Below are 18822 nucleotides of genomic sequence, written 5' to 3'. Positions count from 1 at the left end.
GGGTACAGTTATCCTTTAATGCCGGTTGTAGCAATGCCTTCAACAAAATGCTTTTGTGCCGAGATGAACAAAATGACGGATGGAATAATCGATAGCAGGGACATCGCGAGAAGCTGTCCCCATTGAATTTCAAACTGATCAATGAACATGCGAAGCGCCAGGCCAACCGTATAGTTATCAACCGAGCTTAAATATAAAACCTGTGCAAAAAAATCGTCCCAGCTCCATATAAAAGTGAAAATCGCTACGGATACCAATGCTGGCTTAATTAATGGAAAAATTACATGTGAAAATGTTTTGTACACCGAGGCTCCATCGATCTTGGCGGCCTCATCGAGCTCTCTTGGGATCCCGCGTATAAATTGAACGACGAGAAATACGAAGAAGGCGCCGCCTCCAAAAAAGTGCGGGAGAATAAGCGGGATATAGCTGTTTACCAATCCCCAATTGTTAAACATGATGTATTGAGGCACGATGGTAACCTGTCCGGGAAGCATCAAGGTGAGCAGCAAAATCGAGAACCAGAAGGAACGAAGCTTGAATTTGAGTCTGGCAAAACCAAACGCGACGACCGCACTGCTCAATACGGCACCGAGCACATTCCAGAATTCCATCACCAAGGTGTTGAGATAAAAGGTAGTAAAGCTGTATTTGGGTGAAAATACCCAGCCTTTGGAGTAATTTTCCCACATAAAGGTGGTCGGCCAGATCGATGTGGATTTCATATCTGTTACCGTTTTGAGCGAAGCGCCCAGCCACCAGAAAATCGGATAAATCATGATCAAAGAAAATAGGATCAGGATCAAATGGCTGCGAAACGTGCCGAAACTGGTGACTCTGTTCATTTGTCATTCCCGCCTTCCGACTCATAGAATACCCAATACTTGGATGCCAGGAAGTTTAAGCCGGTCATGATCGCTATAATCACGAGCAGGATCCAGGCAAGCGCCGAGGCATATCCCATTTGATAATGTTTGAAAGCCTTTTCATAAAGATAAAAAGCATACATATACGTAGAGTTTGCGGGTCCACCAGCTGTAATGATGAATGCAGAAGTAAACGTTTGAAAGGAGCCGATGATGCCAAGGATGAGATTGAAAAACATAACGGGAGAGAGCATGGGCAAAGTAATGTGAAAGAATTGACGTATCTTGCCTGCCCCATCAACGGATGCAGATTCATACAAATCCTTCGGTATTTGCCGTAAGCCAGCCAAAAAGATAACCATCGTGGAGCCGAACTGCCATACATTGAGTAAAATGATTGTACCAAGCGAAGTATCGGGATTGGCGATCCAGGCTTTACCTTGAACACCAAACCACGAGAGGATCTGATTAACATAGCCGTCCAGACCGAACAGGTTGCGCCAGAGGATTGATACCGCTACACTGCTTCCGATTAGCGAAGGGAAGTAGATCGCCGTTCGGTATATATTCATTCCTTTCAGACTTTTGTTAATGAGAAGCGCTACCATCAATGAAAAAAATAACTTGAGTGGAAGTGAAAACAACACGAACGTAAAAGTAACTCCGAGCGATTTGGTGAACAGATTGTCTTTGAAAAAGATTTCCGTGTAATTGTCGAGTCCCGCCCACACGGGCTGCTCAAGGAGTGAATACTCAGTGAAGGACAAATAAAAGGAGCGTCCTATCGGCCATACGGTTAGCAGTAAAAAACCGAGCAGCCAGGGAGAGATGAATATGTACCCTTCCAAGTGGTTGCTGAATAAGTTTTTTTTACTTTTGCGAATGGGAACTTCTGCTATCGTGTTCATACTGGATATTTCCTTAACCCCCATTTAGTCACTTCCTTATCCTATGATTCTTGTACTTTCACAGTGTAGCAAAGCGAATTTAACATGCACAGGTGAGGATTTTATGATATTGTTTGATTTTTTAATCAGTCTTATCAGGGTGAATTTAGCTTGCTGCAGGGGGAAATACACATGATGTAAAACCATCAATGCGGTAGTTGGAGGCCATAAATGTAAATCATGGAGTATACAAAACGGATGTCATGTAAACGCATTCAAATAGCTTGAATAGTGGAAACAACTATCTCCTTTCTATTCCAATATACAGACGGTTAGTCATTTCATATAGGGGAATATCATCAGTTGTTAGGGGGAATATGATAAGAATTTACCCATTCGATGAAAAATTTATAGTTACTGTACGAAAAATGCGTAAAAAAACCACATCGACAAATCTGTGAATTTGCTTAACATAAGAGGTGGAAATACATTCAGTGAGAAGGAAGGGTTGCATTTGAAATATGATAACCCCGAAGACATTATTCAATTGACACCACTGTGGCAGGGCGAGAGATTTGCCAATGGCCGCCCCCGGGTATCGAATGATGTATTACGCCGAATGGCGAAAATTACTTTGGAGGAAGCATGGGGCACCTTGTGGAATCACGGTTATGCTTTTCAATTTGAAGGCGATCTCAAGATTGTGCATCCGAATCAGGTGATGGTAGGACGTGCCGTGACATCTGTGTTAGTTCCCAAACGTCCGGATCTGCATGAGACTTTACTGAGCTATGGTCATCAGCAGGAGGACAGAAAAGGCTTTTTCAACCAATGGGTCATCGATACGCTGCAGGAGGACGATATTGTAGTAGTTGATTTGTTTGATAAAGTCCATCAAGGGACCTTTGTGGGTGGGAACCTGTCAACGGCGATTGCTTCCAAAACGAAGCGGGGTGGTGCCGTGATCTGGGGTGGTATCCGTGATAACCAGCAAATAGTTGATATTGAAGGAGTCAACGTGTTTTATCGTGGCAGTGATCCGACAGCGATAGCAGATGTCACAATGGTAGGAATCAATACCCCGTGCCGAATTGGTAAAGCGATCTGTCTTCCGGGTGATGTGGTGCTGGGAACACCGTCAGGTGTGCTGTTCATTCCGCCTCATCTGGCAGAGCTTACAGTCGTTCAGGCAGAAAAGTCGCAGGTACGCGATATTTTTGGCTTCGTTCGATTGCGCGAAGACATCTATACAACAGCTCAAATCGATTCGCCATGGACAGTTTCCATCTGGAATGACTTCACAGCATGGTTGGATAGCACACAGGAGTCGGCTGAGTACCGTCATCTGACCTGGGATCAGGAGCTGGAGGATGCTATGAGAACAGAGACAGAAGGAAATTCAGGTCAGGTTCGATTGTAATATGAAATTAAAAAGGGGCAAAACAGGAGATCCCGCCTATTGCCCCCATAGCTTAGTGGATGGCTGATTCCCGATAATCACTTGGCGAGCATCCAACCTTTTTTTTGAATATTTGGCTGAAGTAGCGGGAGTCCTGATAACCAATCGATTCAGCGACTTCATAATTTTTTAGATGTGTGTTCTTTAACAGGTGTTTGGCTTTGTCGATGCGAATGTCGGTTAATTGCTCGATGAAGGTTTTGCCGGTATTCGTTTTGAATAGTAAGCTGAGGTAGGAGGGTGTCATGTACACTTTTTGGGCAAGGCTGTCAAGCGTGGCGTGCTGAAATTCATTCTCCATGTTCTGGATCGTTTTCATAATAATACTCGTATGGTTGTAGTTAAACTTCCGCATAATAATGCCCCGTAATTCCATGAAGCATTCAAGTACATAGGCTTTAATTTCCTCGAGATTTCTCTTGGTGACCACCGAGATTACATCGAATTGGTTGCAACGGGTATCATTCCCGAACTCCGCTAACACTCTTTTTTCCATTCCGACCAGCAAACGAACCGTAGCTTCGTACAAAACCAGCATTTCATTCGAACCGTTCTCGATCAAAAATTCGTAAAAGACGTCTATCACGTGCTCGACTTCAGAGGAATCTACGGCTGATTTGAAAGTATCATAAAGCTCCTTTTCTTTCACATATGAATATTCACACATGTACTCACTCCTAACCAAGTTTTCCGGATTACAATCTTTTTGTTAGGTTATTTGTTATGTTGTTAGCAAAAACATGCTGTTTTTACAAAATGGTATCGGTTACATTACCAATTTATGATAATAGTACAATGAATAGGGTGGGATTTCAACCTAATTTATTAGAATTTAGAGAATTAAAGCAGATTTTTAAAAAAATAAGCATACATCATGCAAATAAAACCTAACAAAATAATTTGTTAGGTTACTGTATGTTAAGCCTTATTTTTGAAAAGCGCGGGTGCTGTCTCTGACTATCAATTGACTTTGCAGTAAAACTTTTTCATACGGCATCAAAGGGTTATCGATTCTCCACAGCAATAAATCAACGGCCTTGGCTCCAAGCGCCGCTTCCTCGGCTATGATGGTTGTCAATTCAGGGAACAATTTGATGATGTCTTCATTGTTATCAAAGCCGGTTATAGAGCAATCGTCCGGCACCTGAATGGCGAGCTCGTTCAGCACATTCAAGACATGTAGGGCAATTTGATCATTGGCACATACGAAAGCAGTAGGGAAGGTGCTCCCTGAGAGCTGTACAAGCTCGGATGTAAGCCGATTGTAATTGTCTTCATCTACAGACGGCTTGATCCTAAGCAGGCTGCTGTTGTATGAATAATCATTCATTTTCTCATCCATCACGGATTTAAACCCGCACCATCGGTCAAAAAAACTTCTCGAATAATGAATATCCCCGACAAACTGGATGCGGGTATGGCCTGTATCCAATAAATAATTGGTTAACCTTCGTAAACTATCAAAGCTGTTCATAAAAACGCTATCGGAAGCGAGCAACTCATCCTCATGATCGACCAGAACGAAAGGGATCGATAAATTTCTAAGTTCCAGAAGCATTTCGGGAGCAATAAGGCCCACACTGATTACGCCTTTTAATCCTTCAGGTTTAATAACAAGGTTAAAATTTTGTGGAGAATCATCAGTGATGATAATCGTACCGATGCCTCTTTTCTCCAAATTGGCTGAAATTCCTTCCAGAATTTTGCCCCAATAGGCCGATTCCTTGTTCTGACTTCTGATGTTGGGGATGAGAATACCGATTATTTTGTAATCAGGATCTGTGGAAGGCTGCTGATCAGGGCTGCTGTTTTTTTGATTGCTATAACCGTATTCGGCAGCGACTCTATGTATCTTTTCACGGGTTGCTTCACTTATACCTGATTTGCCAGACAAGGCCTTGGATACAGCGAACTTGGATACGCCTACTTTATCGGCGATTTCCTGCATAGTAACCTTTTTGCTTCGAGACATGATGCTCACTCCGATAATAGGTTTTGATACAATTTTTGCATACTTGTAAACCGAATATCAACTGTTTTTATTTACAAACCGATGGTCGGTATGTATAATGAAATTAACTATTAAACTAATCATTTTACGGAGGTGTTACTTCTTGAAACAGGAAGAACGAAGACAGCAAACGAAGCAAAAGCTGCTTGACACGACCAAGGAGCTGATCCGCGAGAGGGGCTGCGATTCCTTGACGATGAAAGATATTATGGATCATTCGGGCTTGTCCAAAGGGGCTATTTTTCATTATGTAAAAAGCAAAGATGAGATTTATGCATGGGTGCTCAAGGAAAGAAATGAGACGATCAATCGCAGCTTCATGGGAGAGGTTGAGCGTGGAGATAAGGATTTTGAGGGGCCTTTACGGAAAATAACAGAAACCCTTCATCATTTGGATGATCCCGCGGATGTGTCGAACAAAGTTTTGAAATATTTGATTGGCAAGGAGGATCAGCCCGAGGTTGCGGAAGTGCTGGAAGAGTTTTACGAGCAGACACTCAGCTTTTCCAAACAATGGATTATTACTGGTCAGCAGCATGGTGTCATTCCGAATACGGTTGATGCGGACAAAACAGCAGGATTGTTTGTGCTAATCTCACTTGGCTTGCGTATCCGTTCTTCTTTAACTTCTGCTCCTGCTACTTTCAGTTTACAGGATTATTTCAGCTTTCTGTCTGATACGTTAAAGCCGCGATAAAAATGGAGAGGTTGTGTGTGCAAATGAGCTATTGGTTAGTGATCCATATTATCGGAGTTGTTCTGTTAGTCGGAAATATCGTGACGGCAGCGTTCTGGAAAATACGAGCGGACTTGCAAAATAATCCGGTTGTGATTCATAGTGCAGTCAAAAATGTGATGCTGGCGGATTATGTATTTACGCTGCCAGGTATCGCACTTATTACGGTATCCGGCATAGTCATGGCGGTTCGTTCAGGAATGCCGATGTCAGGTTTGAGCTGGCTTACGGTTTCACTAATACTGTTTGCGATTTCAGGGATCTTGTGGCTGGCAGTGCTCATACCGCTTCAGCGCAGCATGATTCGGCATAGTGCTCACTCCGTAGAACAAAAAGCGGTTACGGAGGGATATCGTCGCGCTTCCCGCTATTGGGCTGTTTTTGGCATAGTGTCGACGCTACTGCCGGTCGTTATTTTATATTTGATGATTACGAGGACCCTATAATTAGGTAGAGAGAGGTGGAGGAACATGGCTCCGTTATATACGCTTATTATATCGCTATTATCATTTCGATTATTTGGGGTGCTTGGTTGGTCATATTTTATTTCTTGGCATGCATCGCTTCAGGCCGCGGTGACCGTCATGCTGCTGCTTACAGCTTCAGCCCATTTCGGGAAAAGGCGTCCCGATCTGATACGGATGGTTCCCTCCTGGCTTCCTGATCCGGGTAGGATCGTAACCATTACCGGTTGGCTTGAACTGGCTGCTGCTGCAGGAATTCTGATACCTGGCATTTCGCAATTGACCTCGATTTGTCTGGTCATCCTGCTTATAGCGATGTTCCCTGCAAATATTCAGGCTGCCCGTCAGGGCTTGACCATTAATGGAAAACCTACACCTCCTCTCGGGATTCGTTCATTGCTGCAAATTATATTTGTGGTCGCAGTTCTAATAGCTGGATAGAAAGCTTTTTGTATTGGGTAACTTATATATAAGTAGCTTTTAGCAGCATAAGGACCATTCTCCGCACATCTCACAATCAAATATTGAAGGCGAGTTGTACATATGAAAAAAATCTCTTGCAAAGAGAATGAGTTTTCATTATTATATATTTAAACAATTTAAATATTATCTTGTATAATATTAAACCTATGATAGTGAGGTGAAAAGCATGGAGAAAGCAATGAGCTCATCTAAGGAAAAGGAGTCTGCTTACGACCAAGGTTCCTCATTGGAAGCCCATGATCCGAACAATCGGAAAGGATTGCTGGTTGCGGGATTAATCATCGCCATGCTGTTCGGTGCATTGGATGGAACGATTGTCGGAACCGCGATGCCAAGAATTGTTGGTGATTTGGGTGGACTTGGTTTGATGACATGGTTGACGACAGCCTATATGCTGACGTCTACGGTTATTGTTCCGATTGCCGGGAAGCTGGCCGATTTGATGGGGCGCAGAGTTGTTTATGTAACCGGCTTGAGCATTTTCATCATAGCATCCGCCCTGTGCGGATTGTCGCAAAATATGACCGAGCTCATTTTGTTCCGTGGCTTGCAGGGCATCGGCGGCGGGATAATGATGCCGATGGCGATGATTATTATAGGTGATATTTTTACAGGCAAACAGCGTGCCAAATGGCAAGGGGTATTCGGTGCCTTGTTTGGGCTTTCTTCCATTATTGGTCCGCAGGTCGGCGGCTGGATTGTTGATGCTGCCAGCTGGCGTTGGGTGTTTTATATTAATTTACCTGTTGGCGTATTGGCTATTGTATTGATTGCAATTGCCCTTCCCAAGTTTCAAAGAAAAGACAAGGTTCAATTCGATATTGCCGGTATGACCACGATGATTGTGGGTGTCGTAAGCTTGCTGCTGGCATTAACGTTCGGCGGGAAAAATTTTGCCTGGGTTTCCTGGCAGGTCATTGGATTGATTGTACTTGCGGTCGTTTCTTTGGTTAGCTTTGTTGTCATCGAATCGAAAGCGAAGGAGGCCATACTGCCTGTCTCGTTATTCCGCAAAAAAACGTTCACGATCATTAACGGGGTCGGCTTTCTGATGAGTGTCGGCATGTTCGGTGCGATCATGTTTGTACCGTTGTTCATGCAGGGAATTGTCGGGATTAGTCCGGCAGCGTCCGGTACCGTGATGACGCCAATGATGATCACGATGATTGCGGCGAGTGTTCTCGGCGGGCAGATGGTTCAGAAGATCGGTGTACGAACGCAGATGGGTATTGGGATGGTCATTATGGCTGTCGGATTTATTTTGCTAACCACACTCAGCATGACAACCTCGAAGCTGACGGCCTCCAGCTTTATGATGGTTATAGGTCTTGGCATGGGGCTGGTAATGCCGCTGCTTACATTAGCTTTGCAGGAAAGCTTTCCTAAGTCAGAGCTTGGCGTGGTCACCTCCTCAAGTCAATTTTTCCGGCAAATTGGCGGTACATTTGGGATGACCATACTAGGAGCGATTATGAACCATCATTCTAGTAATCTGCTGACTGTTAATCTCGTTCCGGTGTTGAAGCAAATTCCACAGCAAGGCAGCACATTGATAAGCGATATGATTGCCAAAATCAGTTCGGACCCGCAATCACTATATTCGGTGCTGCTCAATCCTGAGGCGCTCAGCCAGATGCCGCAGGCGTTAACCGCTCAGATTGTACCGATTTTAAAAACAGCCTTGGTGGATTCCTTGCACACTGTGTTTATGTTTGGTCTCGTATTCGTCATTTTGGGTGCCATTCTAAGCCTGTTTGTAGGCAAGGTACAGCTGTCGGATCGTAAAGGCACTGACAATAAGAATGAGCCACAAGAAGCTGTGTAATAATGCGGATTACAAGCCACACGATAACGTGTGGCTTCATGCGGAAGAGTAAAGCAGATGATAGTCGTGATCCTTTACGATATTTGCGATTAATTGGCTATTTTTGGAGTTTTAAAAACATCTGTTTTTCTGATATATTATTTCGTGTGCTAAATATTTTTATTATAATGATTAAGACATGTAAATGTTAAAGGGGAAATGATTTTGTTTAGTAAAAGGAGTGAACGTCCTTGATTGATTATTTTGATATGGAGAAGATCGAGCGTCTGCATCGGCAGCTTCATAAAAAAGTTGTATCTGAATGGAACACAGTTAGTCCGAGTCCGATGAATTTGAGCTTGCCTCAGGCGAATATGCTGCATATGCTCCGCAAAGAGGGTATTCAAAGAGTATCCGACCTCGCTGAGAGATTATGTATGACACCCGGAGGACTTACGTTATTGTGCGATAAGCTGGAAGAAAAGGGATTAATTCTAAGATATCGGGATGAAGGCGATCGCCGCAGCGTGTATCTGGAAATTAGTCCGCAAGGCGTTGAAGCCAGCATAGCAAGTCAGCAAATAAAGAATGAGCTTTTTAAAAAAATGCTTCAGGGAATACCTGCCGAGGAGCTACAAATTTTAGATAAGCTGTATACTCATCTTTTGCACAATCTTGAAGAAGAAAAGAGCTAGGCCTTTATTTATGTTCATTTATTTCGTATACGAAATAATGTAATGGATACAGACATTTTAGAGATGGAAAGAGGATTGAGGAGAAACATGAAGCGAAAAGCGGTGTTAATTGTTATTTTGACGGTACTGGTGATCGCCGGCGGTGGTATTGGTGGTATGTTCTGGTATCAGGGTCAAAACTTTGTATCATCTGAGGATGCAAGGCTTGCTGGTGATATTTATAAGGTGATGCCGCGGGTAACAGGAAAGGTTCTTTCCATGCAGGTGAACGAAGGAGATCATGTACTGGCAGATCAAATTATCGGTCAGCAGGATAGCAATAACCTGAGTATCAGTAATTTGGAGCAGGCTACGTTAAGATCACCGATTAAGGGAACTGTTATTAAATCATTAATCAAAACAGGCGAGATTGCTTCTCCAGGCCAAACGGTGGCAATGGTCGTCGATCAAAGTCAGCTTTATGTGTCTGCCAACATCGAAGAGACGGAAATTCATAGACTTCAAGTAGGTCAACCGGTAGAAATCACAGTGGATACCTTCAAGGGCTTGACCTTGACAGGAAAGGTTCAAGAGATCAGCAAAGCAACAGCATCTACCTTTTCACTGCTGCCTGCGTCAAATACAAGTGGTAATTTTACAAAAGTGACGCAGCGAGTTCCTATTAAAATTTCCATTGATAATCAACAAGGCTTTGAACTATCGCCGGGACTTAGCAGTGTGATCAAGATCAGAGTTAAAAATTAATGAACGCAACCATAATTAAGGTTAACTGATAAAGGGGAGCAAAACGATGAAAACAAGGCATCAAATTTGGGTTCCGGCGGTACTGTCGCTTGCACTGGTGAGCGCATTGTCCGGTTGTGGTTCTTCTGTCACAGGAGGCCAGGCTAATGGTGCAGGAGCTGAAGCACCCGTGAAAGTAATGAAGCTGGGTCAACTCACAGACTCCGGCTGGAGCGGTAAAATTAATCCGGATCAAGAAGTGAAAATTGTCAGCAAAATCTCAGGAAAAGTATCTACTGTTAATGTAAATGAAGGTGCTGCAGTGAAAAAGGGTGATGTGCTTGTACAGCTTGAGACCGATGATCTCGTTCAGCAGCTGAAGCAGGCAGAATCGGGAGTGGTGGCTTCCAATGCCAAGCTTGCCGATACGCAGTCAGGTGCACGATCACAAGAAATTAAAGCAGCTGAAAGCTCCGTCCGCGCGGCTGAAGCGGCCCAAGGGCAGACCGTCGCAGCAGTCGAGCAGGCCAAAGCAGGCTTTGAACTGGCAACGAACACGTACAACAGGCTTCGCAATCAGTTTGACAGCTCTTCAGCCGTAACGAAAGAGGACGTCGATCGCGGAAAGCTGGAGTACGAGAAGGCCAGAACTGGTTATGAGCAGGCTCAGGCCGCAAGTCAGGCCGCGGCTGCACAGGTCGATGCTGCGAGAGCGAAGCTTGAGCTGACACAGGCGGGAGCCACAAGCAACACGATAATGGCACTGCAAGCGGATCTGGATCGTTTGAACGCTGCTGTTCAGTTAGCGAGTAATTCTGTCAACAATGCAACCATTACGTCACCAACGGATGGCATTGTCATCAAGCGCAGCATACAGCCTGGCGAAATGGCGCAGCCGGGTGTTGCATTGTTCTCCGTTGTGGATATGAATCAGGTTCAGGTAGAGCTAAGTGTAACAGACACACAAATTGGCTCCATCAAAGCAGGAACTGCGGTTGACGTGAAGGCGGCTAATATACCGGATAAAGCATTCCCGGGTACGATTTCCTTTGTAAGTCCGGTTTCCAATGCCAACAGCAATACGTTCCCGGTTAAAGTTACTGTGGACAATAAGGATGGTCTGCTGTTTGCCGGAACTGTCGCTGAGGTGCATCTGAAGGATGCTGCCAAAGCTCGCCTTGAGGCTCCTAAATCGTCGATCATCAAGAAGGATGACAAAGAGTATGTCATCAAGGTAGACAATGGAACGGCTCACAAGATCGAAGTCAAGACAACAGAAAAAAATCAGGATTGGGTCTATATAGAAGCGAATGCCAATCTGCAAGCGCAGCAGCAAATTGCAGTGACTCCCAGCGATAGCATCGTTGACGGCGCTAAATTGAAAGTGGAATAGGTGGTGCAGTATTATGGCTGACGCTTCGACATTATCGGCGGATTCCAAAAGTGACGGCAGCATGTGGCTTGGGCTCATTGCCATTGTGCTCGGCACCTTCGTGTCCGTCCTGAACAGCAGCTTGATGAATGTTGCACTGCTGAAATTCGTTGCCGTGTTCGGCTCGGATGTGCCAACCGTTCAATGGGTTATTACCGGCTACATGCTGGCTGCAGCTGTAGTTATTCCAATGAGTGGTTTTCTGGGAGCACGGTTCGGCAACAAAAATGTATTTATTTACTCGGTGCTTGGCTTTACCATTGGTTCCGTTCTGTGTGGAATCGCCTGGAGCGATTCCACCCTGATCATGTTCCGTATCATTCAAGGGCTTGCCGGTGGTTTTATTATGCCAGTCGGCATGTCGATCATTTACACGACATTTCCACGTGAAAAAGTAGGAACAGCTATCGGATTATGGGGCGTTGCTGCAATGGTAGCGCCCGCGCTCGGACCGACCGTTGGTGGATATATGATCCAGTATTACAGCTGGCGTTGGTTGTTCTTGGTTAACATACCAATCGGGTTGTTCGCTTTTATTATGGGCAAAATTTTGCTGAAAGATTCACCAAGAAAATTGGATATAAAGTTCGATACGGCTGGCGCAGTGCTTTCCATTCTGTTTTTTGGAACCCTGATGCTCGCATTATCCAAAGGACAGTCCGAAGGCTGGACATCGCTATTTATTGTTAGCCTGTTGTTTGTATCCTTCTTCAGTCTGCTGCTGTTGATTTGGGTTGAACTCGGCAGTAAGAATCCATTATTGGATCTGAAAATATTTAAAAACCCGCAATTTACGATGAGTACCATTGCCGGTAGTCTCGTCATGATGGGAATGCTCGGAGGCACCTTTCTGACTCCTCTTTACTTGCAAAATATACAGTCCATGTCTGCCATGGATACAGGGCTTCTCATGATGCCTCAGTCCATTGCAATGGCCTTTATGATGCCGATCAGCGGTAAACTCACAGACAAGTTTGGCATCATTCCCGTTGGAATAGTCGGACTGGCCACTCTTGGCTTTACGACGATGGAGCTTCATATGCTGACGGCCGATACGCCAAATCATTGGCTTAATGTTGTCTTGACGATACGTGCTATTGGTATTGGACTTGTGATGATGCCTTTAACGTCTGCGGGTATGATGTCCATTCCGACCAGCCAAGTCGGCAATGCGTCTCCACTATCCAATGTTGTGAGGCAAGTAGCAGGATCGATGGGTATTGCTTTGTTTACTTCCATCATGAGCAGTCGTCAACTCGTTCACTATCAGCATATTTCCGAAAGCGTCCCTGTCGATTCGTTGGCAGCGAGCAATGTGATCTCAGCAATGACAGGAGCTATTTATCAATGGGGCGTGGATACGACCACTGCGAGTGGAACTGCCGCTGTATATCTTGCAGGGATGATCCAGAAGGAAGCTCTGGTTCGAGGTATTGCCGATACCTTCTATATATCTGCGATTCCAGCATTCTTGTGTATACCGGTTGTGTTCTTCCTGACCAGCAAGCGGAAGGCTGCTCCTGCCCCTGCTGAAGCGGAGGTTAAGCCTCCGGCTACAATCAGCTTGGAAAAAGATGGCGTATTGAAGGCTTAAAGATTAAAGCTTAAATCAGATTTTGGGAGGATTTACAATGAAATTATATTGGAAACAGGCCGTCTCTACGGTGATGATTGCCTCGTCGGTTGTGCTAGCTGTCTCTCCTGCATTCGCGGACGCAGCTGTGCCTGTGCCTACTGTGGTCGCGTCACCGACTTATAGTATTACAGATATGACGCAGGCTCAAGTGAAAAACGTGCTTTTAGAAAAGACCGCTGGAGGCTGGAGAATCGGTTCCGTCATAAAACTGTCAAATAGCTCCGGAGCAATTGTACGTATTCCTGATTTCGAATTGCGCGCCAAGGCAGCCGATGGTACTTCTTATACGCTTCAGCCGAGTGCAGCCAATGCCAAATCGATCTCACCACAAAGCAATGTCGAGCTTAGCTATATGACTGAGATTGATGCGAAAAATGAGATTTCTTTGACAGATCTGATATGGGTAGATGTTAATATGAATGTATACCCCAAGCAGGAGACCGTGCTTGCTGATGCAGGTATCGGATCGATTGTCTGGAAAGGCAGCGATGCTGTTATAGATGATGCTTCGCTATTGAGCTGGGGACAATCCTTCACGTTACCTGAAATCACTTCATCACTTACGTATTCAGCGGTAAGCCTGTCGACGCAATTTACAGAGCAAAAACCGACCTATGTGGTTCAGTTAAAGGTAAATAATTCGAGCAGCTTTACAGAAACCGTGCCTGATTTTACTTTGAGCGGCAAAGCAAGCGGGCAATCGTTTGTTGGTAAGCGCGTCGAGCAAAAACCGATCAGCGTGAATCCTGGAGAAAGACAATATCTGTATTACACTATTTCAACAGATGCCGGAATAAAGCCGGAGGCTTTCTATGTACTAACACCTGAAAGCTTTCTGAAGCAGGGTCAAACGACACCGCAATCCTATTATACCGGACGAATTGGCTTCCATCTGCCAACTGAGGATGCGAATATAGTCAGCTTGCCAGCTTATCAAATGGGCACGCCAATAACGATTGATGCCGTTAGTCAAGCCGTGAATCCCAAGCTAGCTGTCTCCTTGGTACGCGCAGATTGGTATGAGAACGAAGGACAAAGCTATAAAACAGTCGTTGCCAATTTGAAGTACATGAACAATAGTGATAGCCCATTGCCAATTCCTGCGCTTGGAACCGAGCTGGTGAATAGTTCAGGAACTGCCTATACCGGGAACGTGCTGCCAAGCACTATAAAAGAAGTATTGCCGGGTATGGGAGTATCAGTTGCCTATGCTTTCACAATGCCGATTTCCGAGGAAGCAGAGAGTTTTAACTTCAAGCTGCAGGAGCCACAGGGTGAATCGGGCTTTAAGGCTTCGATTGCACAATTGAATGTAGCTGTGCAGAAAACAGTGCCTAACGATACAGAGTTAAATTTATATCCTTATAATGTGAAGTTGAACTCATGGGCCTTATCGATGGTTATTTCGCAAAATGCTTCCACCAAAGATTATAATTATACGTACAAACTAAAGACATTAATGGATATTAACACCACAGATAATGTCGTGACGGAAGAAAGCAATCCCAAGCTGCTAATTGAGTTGGATAATCCTGCTGGTGAACGCATTGCCTTCAAAACCTTATTGCTCAGTGGCCCGGACCGGATCATGAGTGGTAACCAGAATATTTACTTCACTAACGGCAGCTCTGATCAGATGGAATCACCGCTTAAATTGAAAATCTATGAAACGATTACAACGCCAATAGGTGAAGCTAGACGTTTGTTATCATCTTTGACACAGTAATAGATATCGTAGAAAGAAGCTGCTGGAGAAATAGCGGGCCCTCTTCTTGGCGACATTCGAATAATATGATATAGTTTGAACAATTATCAACAAATGATGCCAGAATGGGGGCTCTGTCTATGAATCAAGCCATGCATATTTCCAAATCTATTCACAAGCTGACCCGTTTATATAATGCAACACTTGAAAAATTCATGAAAGAGCTCAATCTGACCAAGCCACAGGGTATAATCATAGGTCAAATTTATAAGGAACCGAAAACCATTGGGCAAATTACAGAAGCGGTTCAGCTTTCATACAGTACGGTATCGGGTATCATTGACCGTTTGGAACGGGATGAATGGATTCAAAGAGTACGGGATAAGACCGATCGAAGAGTGATTTGGATCCAAAGAACCGAGAAAATGGAAGAAATTAAGAACAAGGTTGAATTTTATCATGAACAATTTTTTCATACCGTGCTTAGCGATCTTGATACAGACGAGCTTGATAAGATTGCATCAAGTCTTGATTTGCTAAATTCGCAATTGGAAAAAAAGGGCTCATGAAAGTCTGTGTCAATTTTTAATGCATGCATAGCTTCCGAATCCACCCGAGTGGGTGCCGGGAGCTATTTTTATTCACAAAATTGAGCATTGACAAGGCTTCATAAACAGGTGTACGGTAAAGATACATAGGTCAATATTCCTACATAAGCGGATAATTGAAACGATGGGAGGCGAGTATATTGAAAAATGACTTGAATTTGCATAAGCTGTCGATGAACGGGCTTGGACTACAGGGTCTTGATACTGAAACGGAAGTCCGCAACGTGCTCCTGACAGGAAACGATCATTTTTGTCCGGTTTCGCTCGGTAAAAAGACGACAGTGTCACTCTGGATACTGATGGTGCTATCTATAGGCGCTGCTGTTTGGCTGCATATGTATTACTCTTCTCCATTGCTATTGGGTTTATATGCGGTTCCTGTCGTTATCGTTGCTTTGTATGTAGCCAACGTATACCTGGTGTCGACTTTTGCTGCCGCTGTAATGGGAATATGGCTGTACTTTAGCGAAACAGGCTGGATTCCTGTAATTGGTGCTGTTGCCCTGCTGCTGATCTCCATGCTGATTCGTAGAGTTACAGTTGTATCACAGCGTAATTTTGTGCAAAAGATGGAATTTGAAGAGTTGTTTATGAACACGATTTTGTCATTTTCCAAAAGCATTGATGCTCGTGATCCCTATACAGCCTTTCATTCCAACAATGTCGCCAATTATGCCAAAAAGATTGCTACCGAGCTGGGCATGTCCTCTCGGGAGATAGAAGCCGTTCATTTGGCGGGACTCATTCATGATATAGGTAAGATTGGAACTCCGGAATCGATTTTGCAAAAGGAAAGCCGGTTGACAGAGGAAGAATATGATGTAATGAAGAAGCATGCCGAGGATGGCTACCAAATTATTAAGGATATTAAAAGATTACAGGAAATCGGTGCGACAGCAATGGTCAGGCATCATCATGAACGCATGGATGGACGGGGATATCCGCATGGCTTGAAGGGTGATCAAATTCCGTTTGGAGCCAGAATTTTGGCAGCGAGCGACGCGTTTGATGCGATGACAACCAATCGTTCCTACCGGCAGAAGCTTTCAATGGAGACTGCTGCAGATGAGCTGCGCAGGCATAGTGGAACACAGTTCGACCCGATGGTCGCCAATGCCTTCCTCAGGGTATTGGTAGAGGACGGGCTGATACCGGCTGAAGAGGAGCAAGGATCCTTGGGTCTTATGGCCTCATTGCAAAAATCATAATTGAACGATAATCGAGAGTGCAGCTGCGGCTGCCTCTTTTTTGCTTTTTTGGCATGTTGATGGATGTTGAGGTGTAAGGTTGCATGCAGGCCCGGGTTTGGTTACAATAAATCTTGACCAAAAAAATGATGCAGTCAACTATTCAGATTGCTTTGTGAGACTCGGAAAGGATAGATATATGGATAGGAGCGGAAGACGTGAGCAAATTATTAGAGCGGCCCGTGAGGCATTCCAGAACTTTGGCTACAAGGCTACAACACTCGATCATATAGCCAAATACGCCAATATGGGGAAGGGAACCTTTTATCTTTCCTTCAAAACTAAAGAAGAGGTGTTCACTTGTATCGTAGACGATGAGCTCAAGCAGTTCGCCAGGTTTGCTGAGGAAGCGATAAATAAGTACGGTCTGAACATTGAATCACTGCACCATTATATATGTAACCTGTCTGGCTACCAGCAGCAGCATCCCTTGTTTTGCAAGCTCAAGCAGGAGGCGGAAGCATTTCAGACGTATGAGGTCAAGGAAGGCCTCACACGGATCGAGAACACTGCTTTTGATCAGCTCAAGGAGCTTATTATCAAGCTGATGGAAACGGGCGCCATGGAGCCGAGCGATGTGGAGTTTACTGCATTTCTTATTACCGAGCTGTATACAGCTCTGCTGTTTAAATGGGGAGAGAAGCATGACCCGCTGAGCAATGAGGAGATTTTGGAAAGGTTTCAGCAGTATTTACAACCGGGCTTATGCCCACCGAACAGAAAAAAGAATAGGGAGATTTCATCATGAATGCAGTTGAAAATAAAACCATGCCGCTCGTTTTTTTAATGATAAATATTTTTATCGCCATGCTCGGGATCGGCTTGATTATACCTGTATTGCCTGAATACCTGAAGGCGTTTAATGCTGGTGGGCAAGCTGCAGGCTATATGATAGCGGCTTTTGGATTGACCCAGTTTATATTTTCCCCAATTGCTGGGGAATGGTCTGATAAATACGGACGTAAGATTATGATCGTCACCGGTATGGGATTATTCACGATATCGAATCTGGTATTTGCTATGGCTGATCAAATATGGCTGCTGTACCTGTCCAGATTGATAGGCGGTGTCGGAGCGGCAGCCATGATTCCTTCCATGATGGCTTATATTGCCGATGTAACGAGTGTGGAGAAGAGAGGTAAGGGTTTGGGGCTTCTCGGAGCTGCCATGTCGCTCGGTTTTGTAATCGGTCCTGGTATCGGAGGTTTTCTTGCCGAATTTGGGATTCGGGCACCCTTTTACGTATCTGCCGGTGTTGCGGCCTTAGCTTTGATTGGTTCCTTAATTTTCCTGCCGGAGTCGCTTTCCAAAGAGAAGCAGCTAGCTACACGACAGGTTAGGGTTAAGAGAGAAAGTATTTTTAAGCAGTTTGTGCTTTCCTTTAAAGCGCCTTACTTTATATTGTTGCTGTTAATTTTTGCATTGACCTTTGGTTTGGCTAATTTTGAAGCGATATTTCCTTTGTTCGTTGATGCCAAATATGGATATACGGTCAGGGATATCGCGATCCTGATTACGATAGGCGCTTTAATCGGTGCTTTGGTGCAAGCTCTGCTGATCGGTAAATTAATTCAACTGTTCGGTGAGAAATTGTTAATTCATGTTACGTTCGTGTTATCGGCGGCCTGTCTTGTGCTGATGCTGCTGTCAGGCAACTTCTGGTTCGTACTGATCGTGACGATGCTGTTCTTCACTTTAACTTCTATCATGCGGCCGGCGATCAATACGCTGTTATCCAAAATGGCAGGTGAAGAGCAAGGGTATGTGGCAGGTATGAACAATGCTTACATGAGCTTGGGCAACATCTTCGGACCTGCTGTTGCCGGAACCTTGTACGAGATTCATCTCAATCTTCCTTATGCGTTCGGTGCGATCGTACTCGTCATAAGTTTCTTCTTATCCGCTGTGTGGGGACGTAAGAAATATGCGGATGCTCCTGTTGACTTGCAAAAGTCATAAGACGAATCACTGGAATTCATAAATCCTTTACCCGGATATGACAGGGGCTGGTCACTACCTGTACAATCCGGATAAAGGATTTTTTGTTGTTCTCCTGGCATGAACCT

The 18822-nt window shown here is 44.5% G+C and carries 18 protein-coding genes; 14 read left to right on the top strand and 4 right to left on the bottom strand.

Translation table 11 applies throughout. From position 1 onward, the window contains the following. Positions 1–8: 8 nt before the first annotated feature. Entirely contained in the window at positions 9–845 is an 837-nt protein-coding gene (locus BK127_RS16870; RefSeq protein ID WP_076232261.1) for a carbohydrate ABC transporter permease, read from the bottom strand. Further along, positions 842–1774 (bottom strand): carbohydrate ABC transporter permease, encoded by a 933-nt coding sequence (locus BK127_RS16865; RefSeq protein WP_076232475.1) that lies wholly within the window; start codon positions 1772–1774, stop codon positions 842–844. Before BK127_RS16865 ends, BK127_RS16870 begins: the two co-directional genes overlap by 4 nt. 493 nt (positions 1775–2267) lie before the next feature. Here BK127_RS16865 and BK127_RS16860 point away from each other — a divergent pair, with 493 nt between their 5' ends. Continuing rightward, the gene (locus BK127_RS16860; protein ID WP_076232259.1) at positions 2268–3173 is read left to right on the top strand and encodes an RraA family protein; all 906 of its coding nucleotides are present in this window, start codon (positions 2268–2270) and stop codon (positions 3171–3173) included. A gap of 52 nt (positions 3174–3225) precedes the next feature. Here the strand turns inward: BK127_RS16860 and BK127_RS16855 are convergent, their stop codons facing one another. Together BK127_RS16855 and BK127_RS16850 are read right to left on the bottom strand one after the other, a co-directional pair. Next, positions 3226–3879 carry a helix-turn-helix transcriptional regulator gene (locus BK127_RS16855; protein WP_076232257.1) on the bottom strand — a complete coding sequence of 218 codons (654 nt, stop codon included), beginning with the start codon at positions 3877–3879 and terminating at the stop codon, positions 3226–3228. A 258-nt stretch (positions 3880–4137) separates the two neighbouring features. Further along, positions 4138–5184 (bottom strand): LacI family DNA-binding transcriptional regulator, encoded by a 1047-nt coding sequence (locus BK127_RS16850; protein ID WP_076232255.1) that lies wholly within the window; start codon positions 5182–5184, stop codon positions 4138–4140. 142 nt (positions 5185–5326) lie between these two features. Between BK127_RS16850 and BK127_RS16845 the strand changes: the two genes are divergently transcribed. From BK127_RS16845 to BK127_RS16785, 13 genes are all read left to right on the top strand, one after another. Next, on the top strand, positions 5327–5920 hold the full coding sequence (locus BK127_RS16845) for a TetR/AcrR family transcriptional regulator (RefSeq protein ID WP_076232252.1): 594 nt from the start codon (positions 5327–5329) through the stop codon (positions 5918–5920). 23 nt (positions 5921–5943) lie between these two features. After that, positions 5944–6405: a DUF2269 family protein gene (locus BK127_RS16840; protein ID WP_076232473.1), complete on the top strand. Its 462-nt coding sequence runs from the start codon at positions 5944–5946 to the stop codon at positions 6403–6405. A gap of 24 nt (positions 6406–6429) precedes the next feature. Then, positions 6430–6864: a DoxX family protein gene (locus BK127_RS16835; protein WP_076232250.1), complete on the top strand. Its 435-nt coding sequence runs from the start codon at positions 6430–6432 to the stop codon at positions 6862–6864. Between the two features lie 268 nt (positions 6865–7132). Next, complete coding sequence (locus BK127_RS16830) at positions 7133–8731, top strand: MDR family MFS transporter (RefSeq protein WP_076232470.1); 1599 nt, start codon at positions 7133–7135, stop codon at positions 8729–8731. 230 nt (positions 8732–8961) lie between these two features. Further along, entirely contained in the window at positions 8962–9405 is a 444-nt protein-coding gene (locus BK127_RS16825; RefSeq protein ID WP_076232247.1) for a MarR family winged helix-turn-helix transcriptional regulator, read from the top strand. An 87-nt stretch (positions 9406–9492) separates the two neighbouring features. After that, a complete protein-coding gene (locus tag BK127_RS16820; RefSeq protein WP_076232245.1) occupies positions 9493–10149 on the top strand; it encodes an HlyD family secretion protein in 657 nt (218 codons plus the stop codon). Between the two features lie 46 nt (positions 10150–10195). Then, entirely contained in the window at positions 10196–11521 is a 1326-nt protein-coding gene (locus BK127_RS16815) for an efflux RND transporter periplasmic adaptor subunit (RefSeq protein ID WP_076232242.1), read from the top strand. 13 nt (positions 11522–11534) lie between these two features. Next, a complete protein-coding gene (locus BK127_RS16810) occupies positions 11535–13154 on the top strand; it encodes a DHA2 family efflux MFS transporter permease subunit (protein ID WP_076232240.1) in 1620 nt (539 codons plus the stop codon). A 37-nt stretch (positions 13155–13191) separates the two neighbouring features. Then, positions 13192–14922 (top strand): hypothetical protein, encoded by a 1731-nt coding sequence (locus tag BK127_RS16805; RefSeq protein ID WP_076232238.1) that lies wholly within the window; start codon positions 13192–13194, stop codon positions 14920–14922. Between the two features lie 119 nt (positions 14923–15041). After that, positions 15042–15470, top strand: coding sequence for a MarR family winged helix-turn-helix transcriptional regulator (locus BK127_RS16800; RefSeq protein WP_076232235.1), 429 nt, complete (start codon positions 15042–15044; stop codon positions 15468–15470). A gap of 179 nt (positions 15471–15649) precedes the next feature. Further along, complete coding sequence (locus tag BK127_RS16795; RefSeq protein ID WP_076232233.1) at positions 15650–16717, top strand: HD-GYP domain-containing protein; 1068 nt, start codon at positions 15650–15652, stop codon at positions 16715–16717. A gap of 154 nt (positions 16718–16871) precedes the next feature. Then, positions 16872–17504, top strand: a complete 633-nt coding sequence (locus BK127_RS16790) for a TetR/AcrR family transcriptional regulator (RefSeq protein ID WP_179097514.1) — start codon at positions 16872–16874, stop codon at positions 17502–17504. Continuing rightward, positions 17501–18715, top strand: coding sequence for an MFS transporter (locus BK127_RS16785; RefSeq protein WP_076232231.1), 1215 nt, complete (start codon positions 17501–17503; stop codon positions 18713–18715). The genes BK127_RS16790 and BK127_RS16785 overlap by 4 nt, the downstream gene beginning before the upstream one ends. The last annotated feature ends 107 nt before the right edge of the window (positions 18716–18822 follow it).

The sequence above is a fragment of the Paenibacillus sp. FSL H7-0331 genome (assembly GCF_001956045.1).
Note: the sequence above shows the minus strand (reverse complement) of the source record. Positions and strands in the feature narration are given on the sequence as shown.

Bases quoted from the DNA above. Each gene is read 5' to 3' on its own strand.
- BK127_RS16870 (WP_076232261.1), bottom strand. From the start codon at position 845: ATGAACAGAGTCACCAGTTTCGGCACGTTTCGCAGCCATTTGATCCTG.
- BK127_RS16865 (WP_076232475.1), bottom strand. From the start codon at position 1,774: ATGAACACGATAGCAGAAGTTCCCATTCGCAAAAGTAAAAAAAACTTA.
- BK127_RS16855 (WP_076232257.1), bottom strand. From the start codon at position 3,879: ATGTGTGAATATTCATATGTGAAAGAAAAGGAGCTTTATGATACTTTC.
- BK127_RS16850 (WP_076232255.1), bottom strand. From the start codon at position 5,184: ATGTCTCGAAGCAAAAAGGTTACTATGCAGGAAATCGCCGATAAAGTA.
- BK127_RS16840 (WP_076232473.1), top strand. From the start codon at position 5,944: ATGAGCTATTGGTTAGTGATCCATATTATCGGAGTTGTTCTGTTAGTC.
- BK127_RS16835 (WP_076232250.1), top strand. From the start codon at position 6,430: ATGGCTCCGTTATATACGCTTATTATATCGCTATTATCATTTCGATTA.
- BK127_RS16820 (WP_076232245.1), top strand. From the start codon at position 9,493: ATGAAGCGAAAAGCGGTGTTAATTGTTATTTTGACGGTACTGGTGATC.
- BK127_RS16815 (WP_076232242.1), top strand. From the start codon at position 10,196: ATGAAAACAAGGCATCAAATTTGGGTTCCGGCGGTACTGTCGCTTGCA.
- BK127_RS16810 (WP_076232240.1), top strand. From the start codon at position 11,535: ATGGCTGACGCTTCGACATTATCGGCGGATTCCAAAAGTGACGGCAGC.
- BK127_RS16805 (WP_076232238.1), top strand. From the start codon at position 13,192: ATGAAATTATATTGGAAACAGGCCGTCTCTACGGTGATGATTGCCTCG.
- BK127_RS16800 (WP_076232235.1), top strand. From the start codon at position 15,042: ATGAATCAAGCCATGCATATTTCCAAATCTATTCACAAGCTGACCCGT.
- BK127_RS16785 (WP_076232231.1), top strand. From the start codon at position 17,501: ATGAATGCAGTTGAAAATAAAACCATGCCGCTCGTTTTTTTAATGATA.